This is a genomic window from Achromobacter sp. RT286_PF, from assembly GCF_059760425.1.
Window position 1 is genome coordinate 189,629 of the sequence record NZ_JCBAMR010000003.1, and the last position, 16,839, is coordinate 206,467.

The 16,839-nt window shown below is 64.4% G+C and carries 14 protein-coding genes; 12 read left to right on the forward strand and 2 right to left on the reverse strand.

The genetic code is table 11. The features are described from left to right. Positions 1-137 precede the first annotated feature (137 nt). The 4 genes from dnaA to AC6LJY_RS04525 all read left to right on the forward strand — a co-directional run bounded on the left by dnaA (position 138) and on the right by AC6LJY_RS04525 (position 7,333). Complete coding sequence (gene dnaA, locus AC6LJY_RS04510) at positions 138-1,595, forward strand: chromosomal replication initiator protein DnaA (protein WP_104142377.1); 1,458 nt, start codon at positions 138-140, stop codon at positions 1,593-1,595. 2 nt (positions 1,596-1,597) lie between these two features. Continuing rightward, positions 1,598-2,707 (forward strand): DNA polymerase III subunit beta, encoded by a 1,110-nt coding sequence (gene dnaN / locus AC6LJY_RS04515; protein WP_006227714.1) that lies wholly within the window; start codon positions 1,598-1,600, stop codon positions 2,705-2,707. Positions 2,708-2,804: 97 nt separating this feature from the next. Further along, positions 2,805-5,252, forward strand: coding sequence for a DNA topoisomerase (ATP-hydrolyzing) subunit B (gene gyrB / locus AC6LJY_RS04520; protein ID WP_046804040.1), 2,448 nt, complete (start codon positions 2,805-2,807; stop codon positions 5,250-5,252). Between the two features lie 104 nt (positions 5,253-5,356). Beyond that, positions 5,357-7,333, forward strand: coding sequence for a WG repeat-containing protein (locus AC6LJY_RS04525; RefSeq protein WP_498135379.1), 1,977 nt, complete (start codon positions 5,357-5,359; stop codon positions 7,331-7,333). Between the two features lie 132 nt (positions 7,334-7,465). Here AC6LJY_RS04525 and AC6LJY_RS04530 read toward each other — a convergent pair whose 3' ends face one another. Beyond that, the gene (locus tag AC6LJY_RS04530) at positions 7,466-8,398 is read right to left on the reverse strand and encodes a LysR substrate-binding domain-containing protein (RefSeq protein WP_082134415.1); all 933 of its coding nucleotides are present in this window, start codon (positions 8,396-8,398) and stop codon (positions 7,466-7,468) included. 171 nt (positions 8,399-8,569) lie between these two features. On the opposite strand from AC6LJY_RS04530, the gene AC6LJY_RS04535 reads away from it, so the two are divergent. The 6 genes from AC6LJY_RS04535 (at position 8,570) to AC6LJY_RS04560 (ending at position 13,890) form a co-directional block, all read left to right on the forward strand. Next, positions 8,570-9,481, forward strand: coding sequence for an amino acid ABC transporter substrate-binding protein (locus tag AC6LJY_RS04535; protein ID WP_046804060.1), 912 nt, complete (start codon positions 8,570-8,572; stop codon positions 9,479-9,481). Positions 9,482-9,569: 88 nt separating this feature from the next. Continuing rightward, the gene (locus AC6LJY_RS04540; protein WP_046804037.1) at positions 9,570-10,352 is read left to right on the forward strand and encodes an amino acid ABC transporter permease; all 783 of its coding nucleotides are present in this window, start codon (positions 9,570-9,572) and stop codon (positions 10,350-10,352) included. Between the two features lie 9 nt (positions 10,353-10,361). After that, positions 10,362-11,051, forward strand: coding sequence for an amino acid ABC transporter permease (locus AC6LJY_RS04545; protein ID WP_046804036.1), 690 nt, complete (start codon positions 10,362-10,364; stop codon positions 11,049-11,051). 33 nt (positions 11,052-11,084) lie between these two features. After that, positions 11,085-11,819: an amino acid ABC transporter ATP-binding protein gene (locus AC6LJY_RS04550; protein ID WP_046804059.1), complete on the forward strand. Its 735-nt coding sequence runs from the start codon at positions 11,085-11,087 to the stop codon at positions 11,817-11,819. A 5-nt stretch (positions 11,820-11,824) separates the two neighbouring features. Further along, positions 11,825-12,883, forward strand: a complete 1,059-nt coding sequence (locus AC6LJY_RS04555) for a threonine aldolase family protein (protein WP_498135380.1) — start codon at positions 11,825-11,827, stop codon at positions 12,881-12,883. A 101-nt stretch (positions 12,884-12,984) separates the two neighbouring features. Further along, on the forward strand, positions 12,985-13,890 hold the full coding sequence (locus AC6LJY_RS04560; protein WP_046804034.1) for an EamA family transporter: 906 nt from the start codon (positions 12,985-12,987) through the stop codon (positions 13,888-13,890). Positions 13,891-14,010: 120 nt separating this feature from the next. On the opposite strand, the gene AC6LJY_RS04565 is transcribed toward AC6LJY_RS04560, so the two are convergent. Next, positions 14,011-14,307, reverse strand: coding sequence for an acylphosphatase (locus AC6LJY_RS04565; protein ID WP_314355907.1), 297 nt, complete (start codon positions 14,305-14,307; stop codon positions 14,011-14,013). Positions 14,308-14,465: 158 nt separating this feature from the next. Between AC6LJY_RS04565 and AC6LJY_RS04570 the strand changes: the two genes are divergently transcribed. After that, positions 14,466-15,362, forward strand: a complete 897-nt coding sequence (locus tag AC6LJY_RS04570; protein WP_046804032.1) for a phytanoyl-CoA dioxygenase family protein — start codon at positions 14,466-14,468, stop codon at positions 15,360-15,362. Positions 15,363-15,570: 208 nt separating this feature from the next. Further along, the gene (locus AC6LJY_RS04575; protein WP_498135381.1) at positions 15,571-16,734 is read left to right on the forward strand and encodes an alpha-hydroxy acid oxidase; all 1,164 of its coding nucleotides are present in this window, start codon (positions 15,571-15,573) and stop codon (positions 16,732-16,734) included. The last annotated feature ends 105 nt before the right edge of the window (positions 16,735-16,839 follow it).

Below are 16,839 nucleotides of genomic sequence, written 5' to 3' on the forward strand. Positions count from 1 at the left end.
TCGGAAAAGCCCACCATTTCAGCAAGTTTTCCCTGTCTTGTCAAACAGTTAAGCCAGGGCAGTGTAGACGCTTATGTCCTACCCTGTGGATAACCCCAGCCCAGGCAAGGTAGAATCGAGGTTTGAATAAGAGCGACATGAAAGAATTCTGGCAGACCTGCGTCAGTCGTCTTGAGCAGGAACTCCCCCCCCAACAAATCAGCGCGTGGATACGACCGCTGGTCCCGCTTGCGTACGACGAAACGCAGGCGGTGCTGCGCGTTGCCGCGCCCAACCGCTTCAAGCTGGATTGGGTGCGCAAGAATTTTTCCCACCAGATCGAAGCGTTGGCCGCGGAGTGGTTCAAGCGACCGGTACAGGTCTTGTTCGAGTTGCCTTCTCATGGAGCCGCCCCGCGCATGCCGGTCGCGCCCGTGCGTGCACCGCAGCCCGATCAATCGCACCTGTCCGCTGCACAGCCCGCGGGCGGCGCGCCGCCCATGCAGGCCCCGGCTACGGCCGCCCCTCCCCCCCCCGCCACCACGGTGGCTGCGCAAGCGGTCAACGCCGACGCAGCCAACATCGTGTACGAGCGTTCGCGCCTGAATACGGATCTCACGTTCGAGAACTTCGTGACGGGTAAGGCGAACCAGCTCGCGCGCGCCGCGGCGTTGCAGGTGGCCGAGAACCCCGGCACGTCCTATAACCCGCTGTTCCTGTATGGCGGCGTGGGCCTGGGCAAGACGCACTTGATCCACGCCATCGGCAACGCGATGGTCGCTGCCGGTACCGGCGTGCGGGTGCGTTATGTGCATGCCGACCAATACGTGTCCGACGTGGTGAAGGCGTACCAGCGCAAGGCGTTCGATGACTTCAAGCGCTACTACCATTCGCTGGACTTGCTGCTGATCGATGACATCCAGTTCTTCTCCGGCAAGAACCGCACGCAGGAAGAATTCTTCTACGCGTTCGAAGCAATGGTCGCGCAGCGCAAGCAGATCATCATCACCAGCGATACGTACCCCAAGGAACTGTCGGGCATCGACAGCCGCCTGATCTCGCGCTTTGACTCCGGCCTGACGGTGGCGATCGAGCCGCCGGAGCTGGAAATGCGCGTGGCGATTCTGCTGCGCAAGGCCGAGTCCGAAGGCGTGCCCATGCCCGAGGAAGTGGCGTTCTTCATTGCCAAGCATCTGCGCAGCAACGTGCGCGAGCTGGAAGGCGCGCTGCGCAAGGTCCTGGCCTACGCCCGCTTCCACGGTCGCGACGTGCTGACGGTGGATGTCTGCAAGGAAGCCCTGAAGGACCTGCTGTCCGTGTCCAACGGCCAGATCACGGTGGAAAACATCCAGAAGACGGTGGCGGATTTCTACAAGATCAAGGTCGCGGACATGTACTCGAAACGCCGGCCCGCCAATATCGCCTTGCCGCGTCAGGTTGCGATGTACCTGGCCAAGGAGCTGACGCAGAAAAGCCTGCCGGAAATCGGTGATCTGTTCGGGGGGCGCGATCACACCACCGTACTGCATGCCGTACGCAAGATTTCCGACGCCCGCGCAAAACAAGCGGAGCTCAACCATACCCTGCACGTGTTGGAACAAACTCTAAAAGGATGAACATGCAACTCGTACAAACCACACGCGATGCATTGCTGAAACCGCTGTCGACTGTGGCGGGCATCGTCGAAAGACGCCATACCCTGCCCATTCTTGCGAACATCCTGATGCGCAAGGAAGGCAACAAGGTTGCCTTCATTGCGACCGACCTGGAAGTACAGATCACCACGCACGCCGACTTCGGCGTGGGCCAGGACAACGAGTCCACCACGGTTGCCGCGCGCAAGTTGCTCGACATCCTGAAAGCGCTGCCGGATACCGGCGACGTGCGCCTGGCGCTGGCCAGCAATAAGCTGTCGGTGCAGTCGGCCAAGAGCCGCTTCGCGCTGCAGACGCTGGCCGCCAGCGAGTTCCCCACCGTGGCTCAGCCCGAGCAATGGGACGTCTCGCTGACGATGCCGCAACGCACGCTGCGCCATCTGTTCAACATGGTGCACTTTGCCATGGCGCAACAAGACATCCGTTACTACCTGAACGGCATGCTGCTGGTGTTTGAACCGGGTCGTGTGCGCGCCGTCGCCACCGATGGTCACCGTCTGGCGCATTGCTCAACGGAAGCCGATGGCATCGCCGAACGCCACGAAGTGATCGTGCCGCGCAAGACCGTGCTGGAAATGCAGCGCCTGCTGGAAGACTCCGACGAAGTGGTCTCCATTGATGTGGCGCCGGGCCAGATCCGCTTTCGCTTCGGCGACGTGGAACTGGTGTCCAAGCTGGTCGAAGGCAAGTTCCCCGATTTCACGCGTGTGATTCCCACGAACTACACGCGCCACTTCATGGTGGGCCGCGAAGCGCTTCAGGGCAGCCTGCAGCGTGCCGCCATCCTGACCACCGACAAGTTCAAGGGCGTGCGCCTGCAACTTGCGCAGAACCAGATGAAGATCTCGTCTTCCAACGCCGAGCAGGAAGAAGCGCAGGAAGAAATCGACATCGACTACGGCCATGAAGCATTGGACGTGGGCTTTAACGTGGGCTATTTGCTTGATGTGCTGGCCAACGTGAAAGTCGACAACATCCAGTGGTCGGTCATGCCCGATGCCAATGCATCGGCGCTCATCACCCTGCCCGAAGACGACCAGTTCAAGTACGTCGTCATGCCCATGCGGATTTGATCCGCACCCCTCTTGTGGGTTTGTGCCGCTTGCGGGCCTGAGGGCTCGCGGGCGGTCCGGCCGCCAGGCCGTTCTTTAAAGCGTTATCGAACCAGACATGTCAGATCAGCAGAACACCACTCCCGAGACCAGCGGCTACGGCGCTGACTCGATCAAGATGCTCAAGGGGCTGGAGGCCGTGCGCAAGCGCCCCGGCATGTATATCGGCGACACGTCCGACGGCACCGGCCTGCACCATATGGTGTTCGAGGTGGTGGACAACGCCATCGACGAAGCCCTGGCCGGCCATTGCGACGACATCGTCGTCACGATCCACACCGACAACTCGATCTCGGTCACGGACAACGGCCGCGGCATCCCGACGGACATCCACAAGGACGACGAATTCCACCGCAGCGCGGCCGAAATCGTCATGACCGAGCTGCACGCCGGCGGCAAGTTCGACCAGAACTCGTACAAGGTGTCCGGCGGCCTGCACGGCGTGGGCGTGTCTTGCGTGAACGCTCTGTCCGAGTGGCTGCGCCTGACCATCCGCCGCAACGGCCAGGTCCACCAGATGGAATTCCGCCAAGGCGCGCGGGTCGCGCCCCTGGCCGTGACGGGCACGACGGACATGCGCGGCACGGAAGTGCGCTTCCTGGCCGACCCGGTCATCTTCAACAACATCGAATACCACTACGAGATCCTTTCCAAGCGGCTGCGCGAGCTCTCGTTCCTGAACAACGGCGTGAAGATCCGCCTGGTGGATCAGCGTCAGGGCAAGGAAGAGAACTTTGCGTTCTCGGGCGGCGTGAAGGGCTTTGTTGAATACATCAACCGCGCCAAGACCGTGCTGCACCCGAACGTGTTTTCGGTCAGCACCGAGTCGGCCGCCGGCGGCGTGTCGGTGGGCGTGGAAGTGGCGATGCAGTGGAACGACAGCTACAGCGAAAGCGTGCTGTGCTTCACCAACAACATCCCGCAGCGCGACGGCGGCTCGCACCTGACCGGCCTGCGCGCGGCAATGACCCGCATCATCAACAAGTACATTGCCGACAACGAACTGGCTAAGAAAGCCAAGGTTGAAACGTCCGGCGACGACATGCGCGAAGGCCTGGCCTGCGTGCTGTCGGTGAAGGTGCCCGAGCCCAAGTTCAGCAGCCAGACCAAGGACAAGCTGGTCTCCAGCGAAGTGCGTCCGGCCGTTGAAGAAGCCGTGGCCCGCACGCTGGAATCCTGGCTGCTTGAAAACCCGAACGACGCCAAGGCGCTGTGCAACAAGATCGTCGAAGCCGCCCGCGCGCGTGAAGCCGCGCGCAAGGCGCGCGAAATGACGCGTCGCAAGAGCGTGCTGGAAGGCGCGGGCCTGCCCGGCAAGCTGGCGGACTGCCAGGAAAAAGATCCGGCGCTGTGCGAGCTGTACATCGTCGAGGGTGACTCCGCAGGCGGTTCGGCCAAGCAAGGCCGCGACCGCAAGTTCCAGGCCATCCTGCCGCTGCGCGGCAAGGTGCTGAACGTGGAAAAGGCGCGCTTTGACCGCCTGATCGCCAGCGAACAGATCGCCACGCTGATCACGGCGCTGGGCACCAGCATCGGCCCAGATTTCAACGTGGAAAAGCTGCGCTACCACCGCCTCATCATCATGACTGACGCGGACGTTGACGGCGCGCACATCCGCACCCTGCTGCTGACGCTGCTGTATCGCCAGATGCCCGAGCTGGTGCAGCGCGGCTATGTGTATATCGCCCAGCCGCCGCTGTACAAGGTGAAGGTTGGCCGCGAAGAACGCTATCTGAAGGACGACCAGGAAGAAGCGCAGTTCATGCTGCAACTGGCGTTGAAGGATGCCGAGATCATCTCGGGCGGCAACATCATCCGTGGCGACGAGCTCACCGACCTGGCCAGCCAGTACGTGGCGGCCGACGGCGTCATCGCGCGTTTGTCGAAGGTGTTCGACGTGGGCGCGCTGTCGGCCATGGCCGAAGGCGTGGAGATCAACCTGGAAACGGCCGAATCCACCGCCGATTCCGCCAAGCGCCTGGCCGACGCCATGCGCGACCCGGTCAGCGGCAACGGCGTGGAAGTGGTGCCGCAATTTGACGAAGCCACCGAACGCCATCGCCTGTCGGTGCAGCGCATGCACCACGGCAACGTGCGCGTCAGCATCATCGACGCTGACTTTATCAACGGCTCGGACTACGCCATCCTGTCCAAGGCCGCCAAGAGCTTCCTGGGCAAGGTCGGTTCGCGTTCGCTGGCCGCGCGCGGTGAAGGCGACAAGCGCAAGGAACAGACCGTGTCTGACTTCCGCGAAGCCATGCAATGGCTGCGCAGCGAAGCCGACCGCAGCATCTCGAAGCAGCGCTACAAGGGTCTGGGCGAAATGAATCCGGAACAGCTGTGGGAAACCACGATGGATCCGAAGGTGCGCCGCCTGTTGCGCGTGCAGATCGAAGACGCCATCGCGGCGGACGAAGTCTTCACGACCCTGATGGGCGACGACGTGGAACCGCGCCGCGCGTTCATCGAACGCAATGCGCTGTCGGCGGGCAATATCGACGCGTAAGCGTTTGCCAGCGGCAGTCCAAGGCCAGCCTGAAAGGGCTGGCCTTTCTTTTTGACGGGTCGCGCGCGGACGGTGCGCGGCCGATGTGCTTGAAGGATGCAGGTATGGGTAATCGCGCGTGGTTGTCGTTGCAGGCGGACCGGGATGGTCGCACGGTGTCATCAGAAGCGCTTGCCGGTGCTAACGGCAGTCTGCCCACCTTGTGGCAGGTGTTGCTGGCCGAGGGCACCTTGCGGGCCGCCGATGCGTCCCAGCGCGTGTTTGGCGATGCGGGCACGGCGGCGTTGGCCGCCCCGGCGCAGGCCGGGCTTGATCGCTTGCGCCTGGTCGCGGACTTCGTGCGGGGCCATGCGGCAAGCGGCGATGCGCCCCATTGTGTGCAGCTGGATGCGGCGGTGGCGTACCTGGACGAACGGATCGATGCGCGGCTTGCCAAGGCGGTCCGGTCTGCCGGGGCCGCGCCGGGCGACGTGGCCGGCTTATGGATAAGCGCCAATCTTGATGAGCTGGCATGGCTGCATGCGCATGGCGCGGATGCGTACCTGGCGCACGCGCGGACGGTGTGCGCGGATCATTGGCAGGCTTTGCAGGACGGCATGCGGGCCGACGATATCGCGGCAGTGTTGCGCTTGCTGGGCGTAACGGGCGCCGACGATGAATCCGGATGGGCCTGGCGTGTCGGCTTGGGCGGCTTGGCGCATCCCTACTTCGACCAGCGGGAGCCCGCCCGGCGGGTGCGCTATGAAGATTTCGATGAGGATGAGGACGAGGACGGCGACGGCGACGATGAAGCCAGCGCTAGTGACGAACACGATCCCGACGACAACGACAACGACAACGACAACGACGACGACAACGACAACGACAAAGAGGCCGTCAATGGCTCCCCGGCCAAGCGGCATGACACCCACCTTGGCGATGGCCTGCATCGCTTTGCTGTGGACAACTTGTGGGGCGTGCGTGAAGGACGCGGCGAGGACGGGCGCGTGGTGGTGCCACCGCAATTCGATTCCATCTGGCGTTTTGAAGAGGGCGTTGCCGCCGTTCTCAAGGACGACAAGCTGGGTCTGATCGACACTAGCGGCCGCGTGTTGATGCCGTGCCAGCTGGACGAGGTATGGAGTTATTCACAGGGCTTGGCGATGGCGCGGATAGGCGAGCAGATCGGCTTTGTGGATAGGTCGGGGGCGTGGGCGATACCCGCCGCTTTCGAATCAGCCGGCGACTTTTCCCCAGGGGGGCTGGCGCCCGCGCTTCAAGCCGAATGCTGGGGCCTGATCGACCGGCGCGGGGCCTGGGCCAGCCCGCCCGTGTGGGACGACATCAACTGGGACGACGCGCTGCACGCCTACGTGATGCAACGCGGCGACCTGTGCGGTCTGATCGACGCCCAAGGCCGCCTGGTGCTGGACGCCCGGTACGCCGCGTTGGCGCCCGTGGATACGGAGTCCGATCCTGCCGGTTTGTGGATAAGCGGCAAGATGCGCATACGCGTCCTGACCGATGACGATCGTCGCGGCGTCGTGGACGGCCAGGGCGATGTCGTCGTTCCCGTGGCGTATACCGATCTGGCCGACATCATCTGGCTGCCCGCGCCCGACCCCGCCGACATCACGCCACCCCCCGCAGGCCAGGTCGGCCGCTATGTACGCGTGCTGCGGTGCGTGGATCACGGCGAATGGAACGAGTGGTTCCAAGGGGTTTACGACACGGCCGAGCGGCGCGAGACACTACCCTGCACGCAGCAGATGCTGTTCGGCCTGATGTGGAACGACACCTACGGCTGGCTGTGCGCCGTAGCGCCGGAACACGCCTGCGAACACGCCAACGAACAAGCCAGCGAGCACAGCCCGGATGGCCTGCACATCGGCATCGCCGACGCGAACGGTGCGTGGCTGCATGAACCGGTGTATGCGTGGATCGGCGTGCCGGCGGCCCTGCATACGGGTGACGGCGTGCATGGCGTGCCCTCCGCAATCGCGAAATGCTGGAGCCAGGGTCAGGCCGTGCCTGCCATGCATGCCGCCGGTACGATGCGTTATCTGCACGCGGACGGGCGAGTCCAAGCAGCGCCGCAGTAGCACTCGGCCGCCCACCGCGCGTCCCCGCGCGTCCCCCATGCGGCCGCACGCCGCGCGCCGCTAGCCGCACGCCACTAGCCGCGCGCTGCTAGCCGCACGCTGCTAGCCGCACGCGTCGCTCCACAGCCCCTACTACCGCGCCGGCCGCGCCTTCAGATCCGCCATCTCTTCCTGCATCAGCTGATGCGCGTAGCGCGAAAACACGCTGACCAGCCGCGTTCGCGTGTGATACGGCGGGTACAGCAGCGCCACCGTCACCGGCACCGACGGGCTGAACGGGCGCACTTCCACGCCGTTGGCCTCGTACTCTTCGCGCGCGGCCAAAGGGTTGATCAGCGCCACGCCCAGCCCCGCGCCCACCAGCGCGCATACCGACGAGCCCAGCCCCGCTTCGGCCACGGTCTGCCGTTCCACCTTCGCTGCCTTGAAGACGGCGTCGATCTTCTCGCGCAGCGGCGTGGCGCTGGGAAAGGCGATGAAGGGCTCGCCCGCGAAGTCGGCGGGTTTCAGCTTTTTCAGCTTGGTCAGCCGGTGCCCCTTGGGCAGCACCGCCACGCAGCTCATGGTCAGCACGGGTTCGACCTGGATGCCCGGGCTGTCGCCCGACAGCATCGCCAGCCCCGTGTCGCAAAAGCCCGAGCTGATCCAGTTGTGCACCGCGCTGGCGCTGCCCGAATGGATGGACACCATCACGTCCGGGTACTCGGTCTTGAAGGCGGCGACGATGCGCGCCAGCATGCCGCCGGCCAGCCGGGGCATGGCCGCCACGCTCAGGCGGCTGGCGCTGAACGAGCGGATACTGGCTGCCGCCGACTCCAGCCCGGCCAGGCCGATAAAGGTTTTTTCGACCTCCTGGAAGAAGCGCGAGCCGTCTTGCGTAGGGCTCAGGCGGCTGCCATTGCGGTCGAACAGGGGAAACTGGGTGATCGCTTCCAATTGCGCTATTAAGCGGCTAACGTGCGGCTGCGAGGTGTGCACGCGCCGTGCCGCGGCCGTCATCGAGCCGGTCATCATGACGGCTCGGAAGGCCTCGATGTGTCTTAAGCCCATCCGTGGAATGGCCATATCAAATCCGTATAGAGGAATACCTGATTGGAACTGGATAAAACCATACTGCTAGTTGATACTTTTTGCCAGCCGCGGGGCTCATCGCGGGACGTGGCGGACGCCGGCCAAACCGGTGCCGCCGATCGTGAATACAAATACGCGCCGATTGCACGGCGCCAAGGGAATCAGATGAAAGCATTTGCCGCGATCTCCGTCGCTGCCGCCCTGTTGGGCAGCGCGGCCACCGCCCACGCCGAAGGCCCCAGCCGCCTGGACAAGATCCGCGAAACCGGCGTGATCACCCTGGGGCACCCCGAGACCTCGGTGCCGTTTGCGTATCTGGACGGCAACCAGAAGCCGATCGGCTACACGGTGGAGATCTGCCAGGAAGTGGCCAAGCATATCCAGGCCGCGTTGAAGCTGCCCAAGCTGGACGTGCGCTACAACCCGACGACCTCGGCCACGCGCATCCCGCTGCTGGCCAACGGCACCATCGACCTGGAATGCGGCAACACCACCAACAACCTGGACCGCCACAAGCTGGTGTCGTTCGCGCCCACGACCTTCGTGGCGCAGGTGGTGCTGGTGGCGCGCAAGGATGGCGGCGTCGATCCCAACAACCTGGAATCGTTTCGCGGCAAGACCATCGCCGCCCAGGCCGGCGGCCAGACCTTCCGCCTGATCTCCGGGCTGAACGCCAAGGGCAATCTGGGCATCACGATGGCGCCCACCAAGGACACCGCCGAAACCATCCTGATGGTGGAATCGGGCCGTGCCGCGGGTTCTGCCAACGATGACGGCATCGCGTACGGCGCCGTGGCTTCGTCCAAGAACCCCGACGCGTTCGTGATCGGCAAGAAGGGCCTGGAAATGGCGCCCTACGGCATCATGGAACCCAAGGATGACCCCGCCTTCAAGAAGGTGGTGGACGATGCCGTGCTCGACCTGATCAAGACCGGCAAGGTCGCCGCCATCTACGACAAGTACTTCAATTCGCCGATTCCCCCGAAGCAGATCAACCTGAAGTACCCGATGAGCGACGCGCTCAAGCGCGCGCTGGCCAACCCGACCGATTCGGGTGACCCCAAGGCGTACGAGTAAACAGCAGGTAGTCCGCGGGACGCCCAGGCGTCCCGCGGCGGTTTTGGGGCAAAGCGCCGTGACCGGCGCCGCCATCTAGGGCACGGGCATGAACTACAACTGGAGTTGGAGCGTCTTCCTGGAGATGTCGCCGGACGGCGTGCACACCTTCCTGGAAACCATCCTGATCGGCGTGGGCTGGACGCTGGCGCTGGCGCTGACGGCGTGGGTCTTTTCGCTGTTGCTGGGGTCCTGGCTGGGCGTGATGCGCACGGCGCAATCGCGCGTGATGAATGTGTTGGGCGCGACCTACGTCGAGCTGTTTCGCAACGTGCCGCTGCTGGTGCAGATGTTCCTGTGGTATTTCGTGCTGCCTGAATTGCTGCCGCATGCCTGGGGCTTGGCGATCAAGCAGATGCCGCAACCCTGGGGGCAATTTGTGCCCGCCGTGCTGTGCCTGGGTTTCTATGGGTCGGCTCGTGTGGCCGAGCAGCTGCGCGCCGGCATCCAGTCGTTGCCGCGCGGCCAGTTCCAGGCGGGTACCGCGCTGGGGCTGACCGAGGTGCAGGTGTACCGCTACATCATCCTGCCCGAGGCGTTTCGTATCGTGCTGCCGCCGTTGACCTCGGAATTCATGGGTACCATCAAGTATTCGTCGGTGGCCTTGACCATCGGCCTGCTGGAGCTGACCGGCCAGGCGCGGTCCATGCAGGAATTCACCTTCCACATCTTCGAGGCGTTTTCCGCCGCGACGGTGATCTACCTGATCCTCAACGGCATGGTCGTGCTGGGCATGCGCCAGCTTGAGCGGCATATCGCGGTGCCCGGATTGATCGGCGCGGCCAGCAAGAGCGGCCCGGTCGCCGTCAATACCGCCGGCCTGGGCCGGTAGGGGATCGCGATGGGTAAATTTGATTTCGACGTCATTGGGACCGCACTGCCCTACCTGTTCCAGACGGGCATGACGTTCACTTTGACGCTGACGGCGCTGGCCGCCGTGATGGGCCTGGCGCTGGGCACGGTGTTGGCGATGATGCGGCTGTCGCGCTTCAAGCTGCTGTCGGTACCGGCGGGCATCTACGTCAATGTGATGCGTTCGATTCCGCTCTTGCTGGTGATCTTCTGGTTCTATTTCCTGGTGCCGTACATGGCGGCGTGGGTGGTCGGGTCGCCGACGCCGCTGCGCGTGGGGGCGTTCAATTCCGCGGTCATCACGTTCACGATGTTCGAGGCCGCGTACTTCTGCGAAATCATGCGCGCGGGCATCCAGTCCATTGCGCGTGGCCAGGTGTCGGCCAGCATGGCCATCGGACTTACGCCGTGGCAAGGCATGCGTTATGTGGTGCTGCCGCAGGCGTTTCGCAACATGGTGCCGGCGCTGTTGACCCGCGTGATCATCCTGTTCCAGGACACCTCGCTGGTCTACGTGCTGTCGCTGACCGACTTCCTGGGCGCGGCCTCCAAGATCGGCCAGCGCGATGGCCGCCTGGTCGAGCTCTACCTGTTCGTGGCGGTGGTGTATTTCGTGATCTGCTTCACGGCGTCCCGCCTGGTCAAACTGCTGGAAAAGCGCACCCGCGTGCTGCGATAGGGTTTAACGATGCAACTGTTTCCGAATACCCCGATGATCGAGATCAACCAGGTCAGCAAGTGGTACGGCTCCTTTCAGGTGCTGGATGAATGCACGACGAAAGTCGGCAAGGGCGAGGTCGTGGTGGTGTGCGGGCCGTCCGGTTCGGGCAAGTCCACGCTGATCAAGACCGTGAACGCGCTTGAACCCTTTCAAAAGGGCGACATCGTGGTCAACGGCATTTCGGTGGGCGACCCGCGCACCAACCTGCCCAAGCTGCGTTCGGTGGCCGGCATGGTGTTCCAGCACTTTGAGTTGTTCCCGCATCTGTCGGTGACCGAAAACCTGTGCCTGGGCCAGACCAAGGTGCTGGGGCGCGGCAAGCAAGAGGCCCGCGCGCGGGCGCTGACGCTGCTGGAACGTGTGGGCCTGTCGGCGCACAAGGACAAGCATCCCGGCGAACTGTCGGGCGGCCAGCAACAACGTGTGGCGATTGCGCGTGCGTTGTCGATGGACCCGGTCGTCATGTTGTTCGACGAACCCACCTCGGCGCTGGACCCCGAGATGGTCAACGAAGTGTTGGACGTCATGACGGACCTGGCCAGCGAAGGCATGACCATGATGGTGGTGACCCACGAAATGGGGTTTGCCCGCCGCGTTGCCGACCGTGTGATTTTCATGGACGGCGGCAAGATTGTCGAAGACTGCGTCAAGGACGAATTCTTCGGCAATGTCGAGGAGCGTGCTCCGCGCACGCGCCAATTTCTTTCCAAAATTTTGCAGCATTGATTCCCATGACCCAGCGGACTCCCGCCGACAATCAGACCGTGCCAGTCGACCTGCGCAGCGACACCGTCACCCACCCCACCGCGGCTATGTACGAGCGCATGCGTACCGCGCCGATTGGCGATGACGGCCTGGATGGCGACCCGTCGGTGCGCGCGCTGGAAGCGCACGTAGCGGCACTCCTGGGCAAGGAGGCCGGGCTGTTCGTGCCCAGCTGCACCATGGCCAACCTGCTGGCGGTGCTGGCGCAGACCCAGCGCAACGAACAGGTGGTGCTGGAATCGTCGGCCCACATGTACACGTCGGAGCGCGGCGCCGCCACCTTCACCGGCTTGTTCTATCAAGGCGTGTCCGGCACGGACGGCGCGATGGACCTGAACCGGCTGGAAGAGGCGTTGCTGTCGGGCGGCCACCGCTTGAAAACGTCGTTGGTGGCGATGGAAACGTCGCACAACAACGCCGGCGGGACGGTGCTGCCGCTGGACCATATGCGCACGGTGCACGGCATGGCGCAGGCGGGCGGTATCCCCGTGCACCTGGACGGCGCGCGCCTGTTCAATGCGTCCGTGGCGCTGGGCGTTCCCGCCGACGAGATCACGCAGTACGCCGACACGGTGTCGCTGTGCCTGTCCAAGGGTCTGAGCGCCCCGGTGGGTGCGGTGCTGGCGGGCAGCAAGGCCGTAATCGCCAAATCGCGCACGCTGCGCCGCATGCTGGGCGGCACGCAGCGCCAGTCGGGCATCATGGCGGCGGCCGGCCTGGAAGGGGTGCAGACGATGACGGGGCGGCTGGTTGAAGACCACGTGCGCGCGCGCCGCTTGAGCGACGGCATCAACCGCCTGGCGCCGGCCCTGTCGGCTACGGTGCCGCAAACCAACATCGTGCAGGTCGAGACGGCAGATTCCGGCATGACCAATACGCAGTGGGTCGCCGCCTTGCAGGCCGAAGGGCTGTTGACGCGCCCGTGGGGCCGCACGCGGCTGCGTTGCGTGACGCATCGCCACATCGAGGACAAGGACATCGACACCGCGGTGCAAGCCTTTGCGGCAGTGCTGAAAAAACGCTGAAAAGGCGCTGAAAAAACCCTACGGTCCGACGCTGAAAATTGCGCTGGAAAACTCGTGTTTATCGACGCCGCCGGCACCTTCCGGCGGTGCGATAATGCCGCATGTCCACGACTCATCTCACCCGAAAAGACTATTTCTGCGCACTGGCGGTCGTGGTCATCTGGGGTCTTAATTTTGTTGTCATGAAGGTCGGCATGCGGGGCTTGTCCCCCATGATGCTGGGCGCGCTTCGGTTCGCGCTGGCCGCCTTCCCCCTGATCCTTTTCGTGCGCCGGCCACAGCTGCCGTGGCACTGGATCGCCGCCTACGGGCTGGTGCAGGGGCTGGGCCAATTCGGCCTGTTGTTCACCGCGCTGAAATTCGGCATGCCGGCCGGCATGGCTTCGCTGGTCATCCAGACGCAGGCGTTTTTCACCTTGCTGCTGGCTGCGCCCGTGCTGGGCGAGCGGGCGCGGCGGCATCACTGGATCGGGTTGGGCGTGGCCGCGCTGGGGCTGGCCGTGATCGCCGGCGGGCGCGGCGAGGGGCCGGGCCAGATGACGATGCTGGGCTTTGCGCTGACGCTGGGGGGCGCGTTCATGTGGGCGGCGTCCAACATGATCGTGCGGCTGGCCAGCCGCAAGGCGCCCGGCTACGACCCCTTTGCGTTCATCGCCTGGAGCAGCGCCGCGCCGGTGCTGCCGTTCCTGTTGCTGGCCGTGCTGATCGACGGCTGGGAGCCGGTGGTGGGCATGATTACCGGCATGGGGTGGGGCGAGGCGCTGTCAGTGCTGTACCTGGCCGTGCTGGCCACGCTGGTGGCCTACACGCTGTGGACCCGCCTTCTGACCCGCCACCCCGCCGCCAAGATCGCGCCATTTTCGCTGCTGGTGCCGGTAGTGGGCTTGTGGGCGGCGTCGATGGCCTTTGGCGAGCAGTTGCAGCCGTTGCAATGGCTGGGGGCGGCCGGCGTGCTGACCGGGCTGATCATTAACCAGGTGGGCGGGCGCTGGCTGCGGAACCGGTGATCGAAACCCGTGACCGTAACGGGTCACAACCCCGCCCCCTCCGGCCTGCCAAACCCGGTAATGCAACACTCATCCCTCGGCCGGCTGGACTAGCCCTTCACGGCGACCCGGATTTGTTGCCTACACCTGCTCAAAACGGATGTAACGCTTGTCGGTGTACTCCCGGCGCGTCGTGATTTCTTCTACCGAGGCGCCCGGCGGGCCGCGCCGCAGCCATTCAAGCATGTGGTCCACCTGGTCGGGCGTGCCCTGCACCAGGGCTTCGACCGTGCCGTCCAGCAGGTTCTGCACCCAGCCCGTCACACCCAGCATATGAGCGCGCCGCACGGTCGCGTGGCGATACCCCACGCCTTGCACCGTGCCGCTGACTGACACAAGAACGGTTTCGATATGGGAGTCGGTTTTGGGGTCTTGCATGGATTTTCCTTCGGATGATGCGCCGCCAATGGGATGAATAGGCGGATATGGCTACAGCGGATGGTCTATAGGCCCCATGGGCATCGAAGCGATACGTTAGTGCTCATGTCAAAACGTGCCAACGGGAACACCCGCTACCAGAGCTTGGAGAAGCCATTATGGAAGAGACCAGTTTGTTGTCGGAAGCTGAGACAGCGCGCTACAGGGACCAGGGTTACCTGGCCCTGAAGGACATGTGTCCGCAGGACGAGGTGGGCTATATCCGCCGCACCCTGCTGGACCTGTTCGCCAACAAGACGGGATACAACGAGGGTGCGCAGTACGACTTCGTGAGCCGGGACGACCCGTCCAAGCCCGCCAAGTTTCCCAGCCTGCACGATCCGCGTCATTATGCCCCCGGTCTGCTCAAGACGACTTACCACGAGCGCACGCTGGACCTGGCGCGGCAACTGCTGGGCGAAGAGGCGGCGCTGTATGGCGAGCACGCCCTGCTCAAGCCCGGCCCGTTCGGCCCCGAGACGCCGTGGCACCAGGACGAGGCGTTCCGTTCGCCCGACTTTGTCTACAACGAACTGAGCATCTGGCTGGCGCTGCAACCGGCAACCGTGGAAAACGGCTGCATGCAGTTCATTCCCGGATCGAACAAATGGGACGTGCTGGAACACCGCTCGCCCGGGGGCGACAAGAGCCTGCATCCGCTGGAATGCTGCGGCGACTTCCGCCGCGACCAGGCCGTGGCCGAACCGCTGGACCCGGGCGGCATCACCGTGCATGACGCGCGCACCTTGCATTTCACGGGGCCGAATACGTCGCCGTCGCCGCGCCTGGCGTACATCCTGATCTACAACACGCCGCCGGTCTACAAGCCGGGGCGCCGTGAATTTCCGTGGCTGGAAGGCCGCTGGACCGACAGCCAGACGCGTAAAAAACAATGGCACAAGCGCGGCGGTCTGGCCGTGGATGTGATGCGCCGGCTGCCGGGCGCGCGGCTGACCAGCCCGCGTTGGGTGGCGTGGGCAACGATCCGCGCGGTCAGCAAGGTCTGGCCGCGATAGCTTGGGTGGACAGGGGGCCGAAAGAGCCCCGGTCAGAGGGGGGCGAACGGGGCCGGCAAGCAGCGCTTGCCGGCCTCGGCGCGTATACTGGGCGGCGCCGCAGGTCCTGTTACCCAGGCGTTGCGGCGAGGCCGCCCGCAGCCGGCGGCTCCAGATTCTAAAAATACGAAACGCAGCTGGCGCACCTCTATCACTCCTCAGACCTCTCATGACCGCTAACCTTTCTACGATCACCTGCATCGAAGATTTGCGCGCCGTTGCGCAACAGCGCGTGCCGCGCATGTTCTACGACTACGCCGATTCCGGCGCCTGGACCGAAGGCACCTACCGCGCCAATGAAAGCGATTTTCACAAGATCAAGCTGCGCCAGCGCGTAGCGGTGAACATGGAAGGCCGGTCGTTGCGCACCACGATGGTGGGCCATGACGTGGTGATGCCGCTGGCAATTTCGCCCACCGGCCTGACCGGCATGCAGCATGCCGACGGCGAGATCCTGGCGGCCAAGGCGGCGGCGGATTTCGGCGTGCCGTTCACCTTGTCCACGATGAGCATCTGCTCGTTGGAGGACGTGGCAGAGGCCACCAAAAAGCCGTTCTGGTTCCAGCTGTACGTGATGCGCGACCGCGAATTCGTGGCCAACCTGATCGACCGCGCCAAGGCCGCCGGCTGCACCGCGCTGGTGCTGACGCTGGACTTGCAGATCCTGGGCCAGCGCCACAAGGACATCAAGAATGGCCTGTCGACGCCGCCCAAGCCCACGCTGCGCAACCTGATCAACCTGGCGACCAAACCGCGCTGGTGCATGGGCATGCTGGGCACCAAGCGCCGCACGTTCGGCAACATCGTCGGCCACGCCAAGGGCGTCAGCGACCTGTCGTCGCTGTCCTCCTGGACGGCCGAGCAATTCGACCCGCGCCTGAGCTGGGACGATGTGGAATGGATCAAGCAGCGCTGGGGCGGCAAGCTCATCATCAAGGGCATCCTGGATGTGGAAGACGCGCACTTGGCCGCCAATAGCGGGGCCGATGCGCTGATCGTCAGCAACCACGGCGGGCGCCAGCTGGACGGCGCCATGTCGTCGATCGCGGCGTTGCCGGCGATTGCCGATGCGGTGGGCTCGAAGATCGAAGTCTGGATGGACGGCGGCATCCGTTCCGGCCAGGACATCCTGAAGGCGGTGGCGCTGGGCGCGCGCGGCACGATGATCGGCCGCGCCTTCCTGTACGGCCTGGGCGCGTACGGCCAGGCGGGCGTGACCCGCGTGCTGGAGCTGCTTTACAAGGAAATGGATACGACGATGGCGCTGTGCGGCCGCCGTAATCTTGAAGTGGGCGACCGCAGCATCCTGCTGCCCGGCACGTACCCGACCTGAGGCGCGGCGCCTGTGCGCGCCATGCGATGTGATTGAACCGCCGTTCGCGGCGGCCCCCTTCGTACATACCGCGCACCTCGCGCACCATGCGCAGCGCGCGGACGA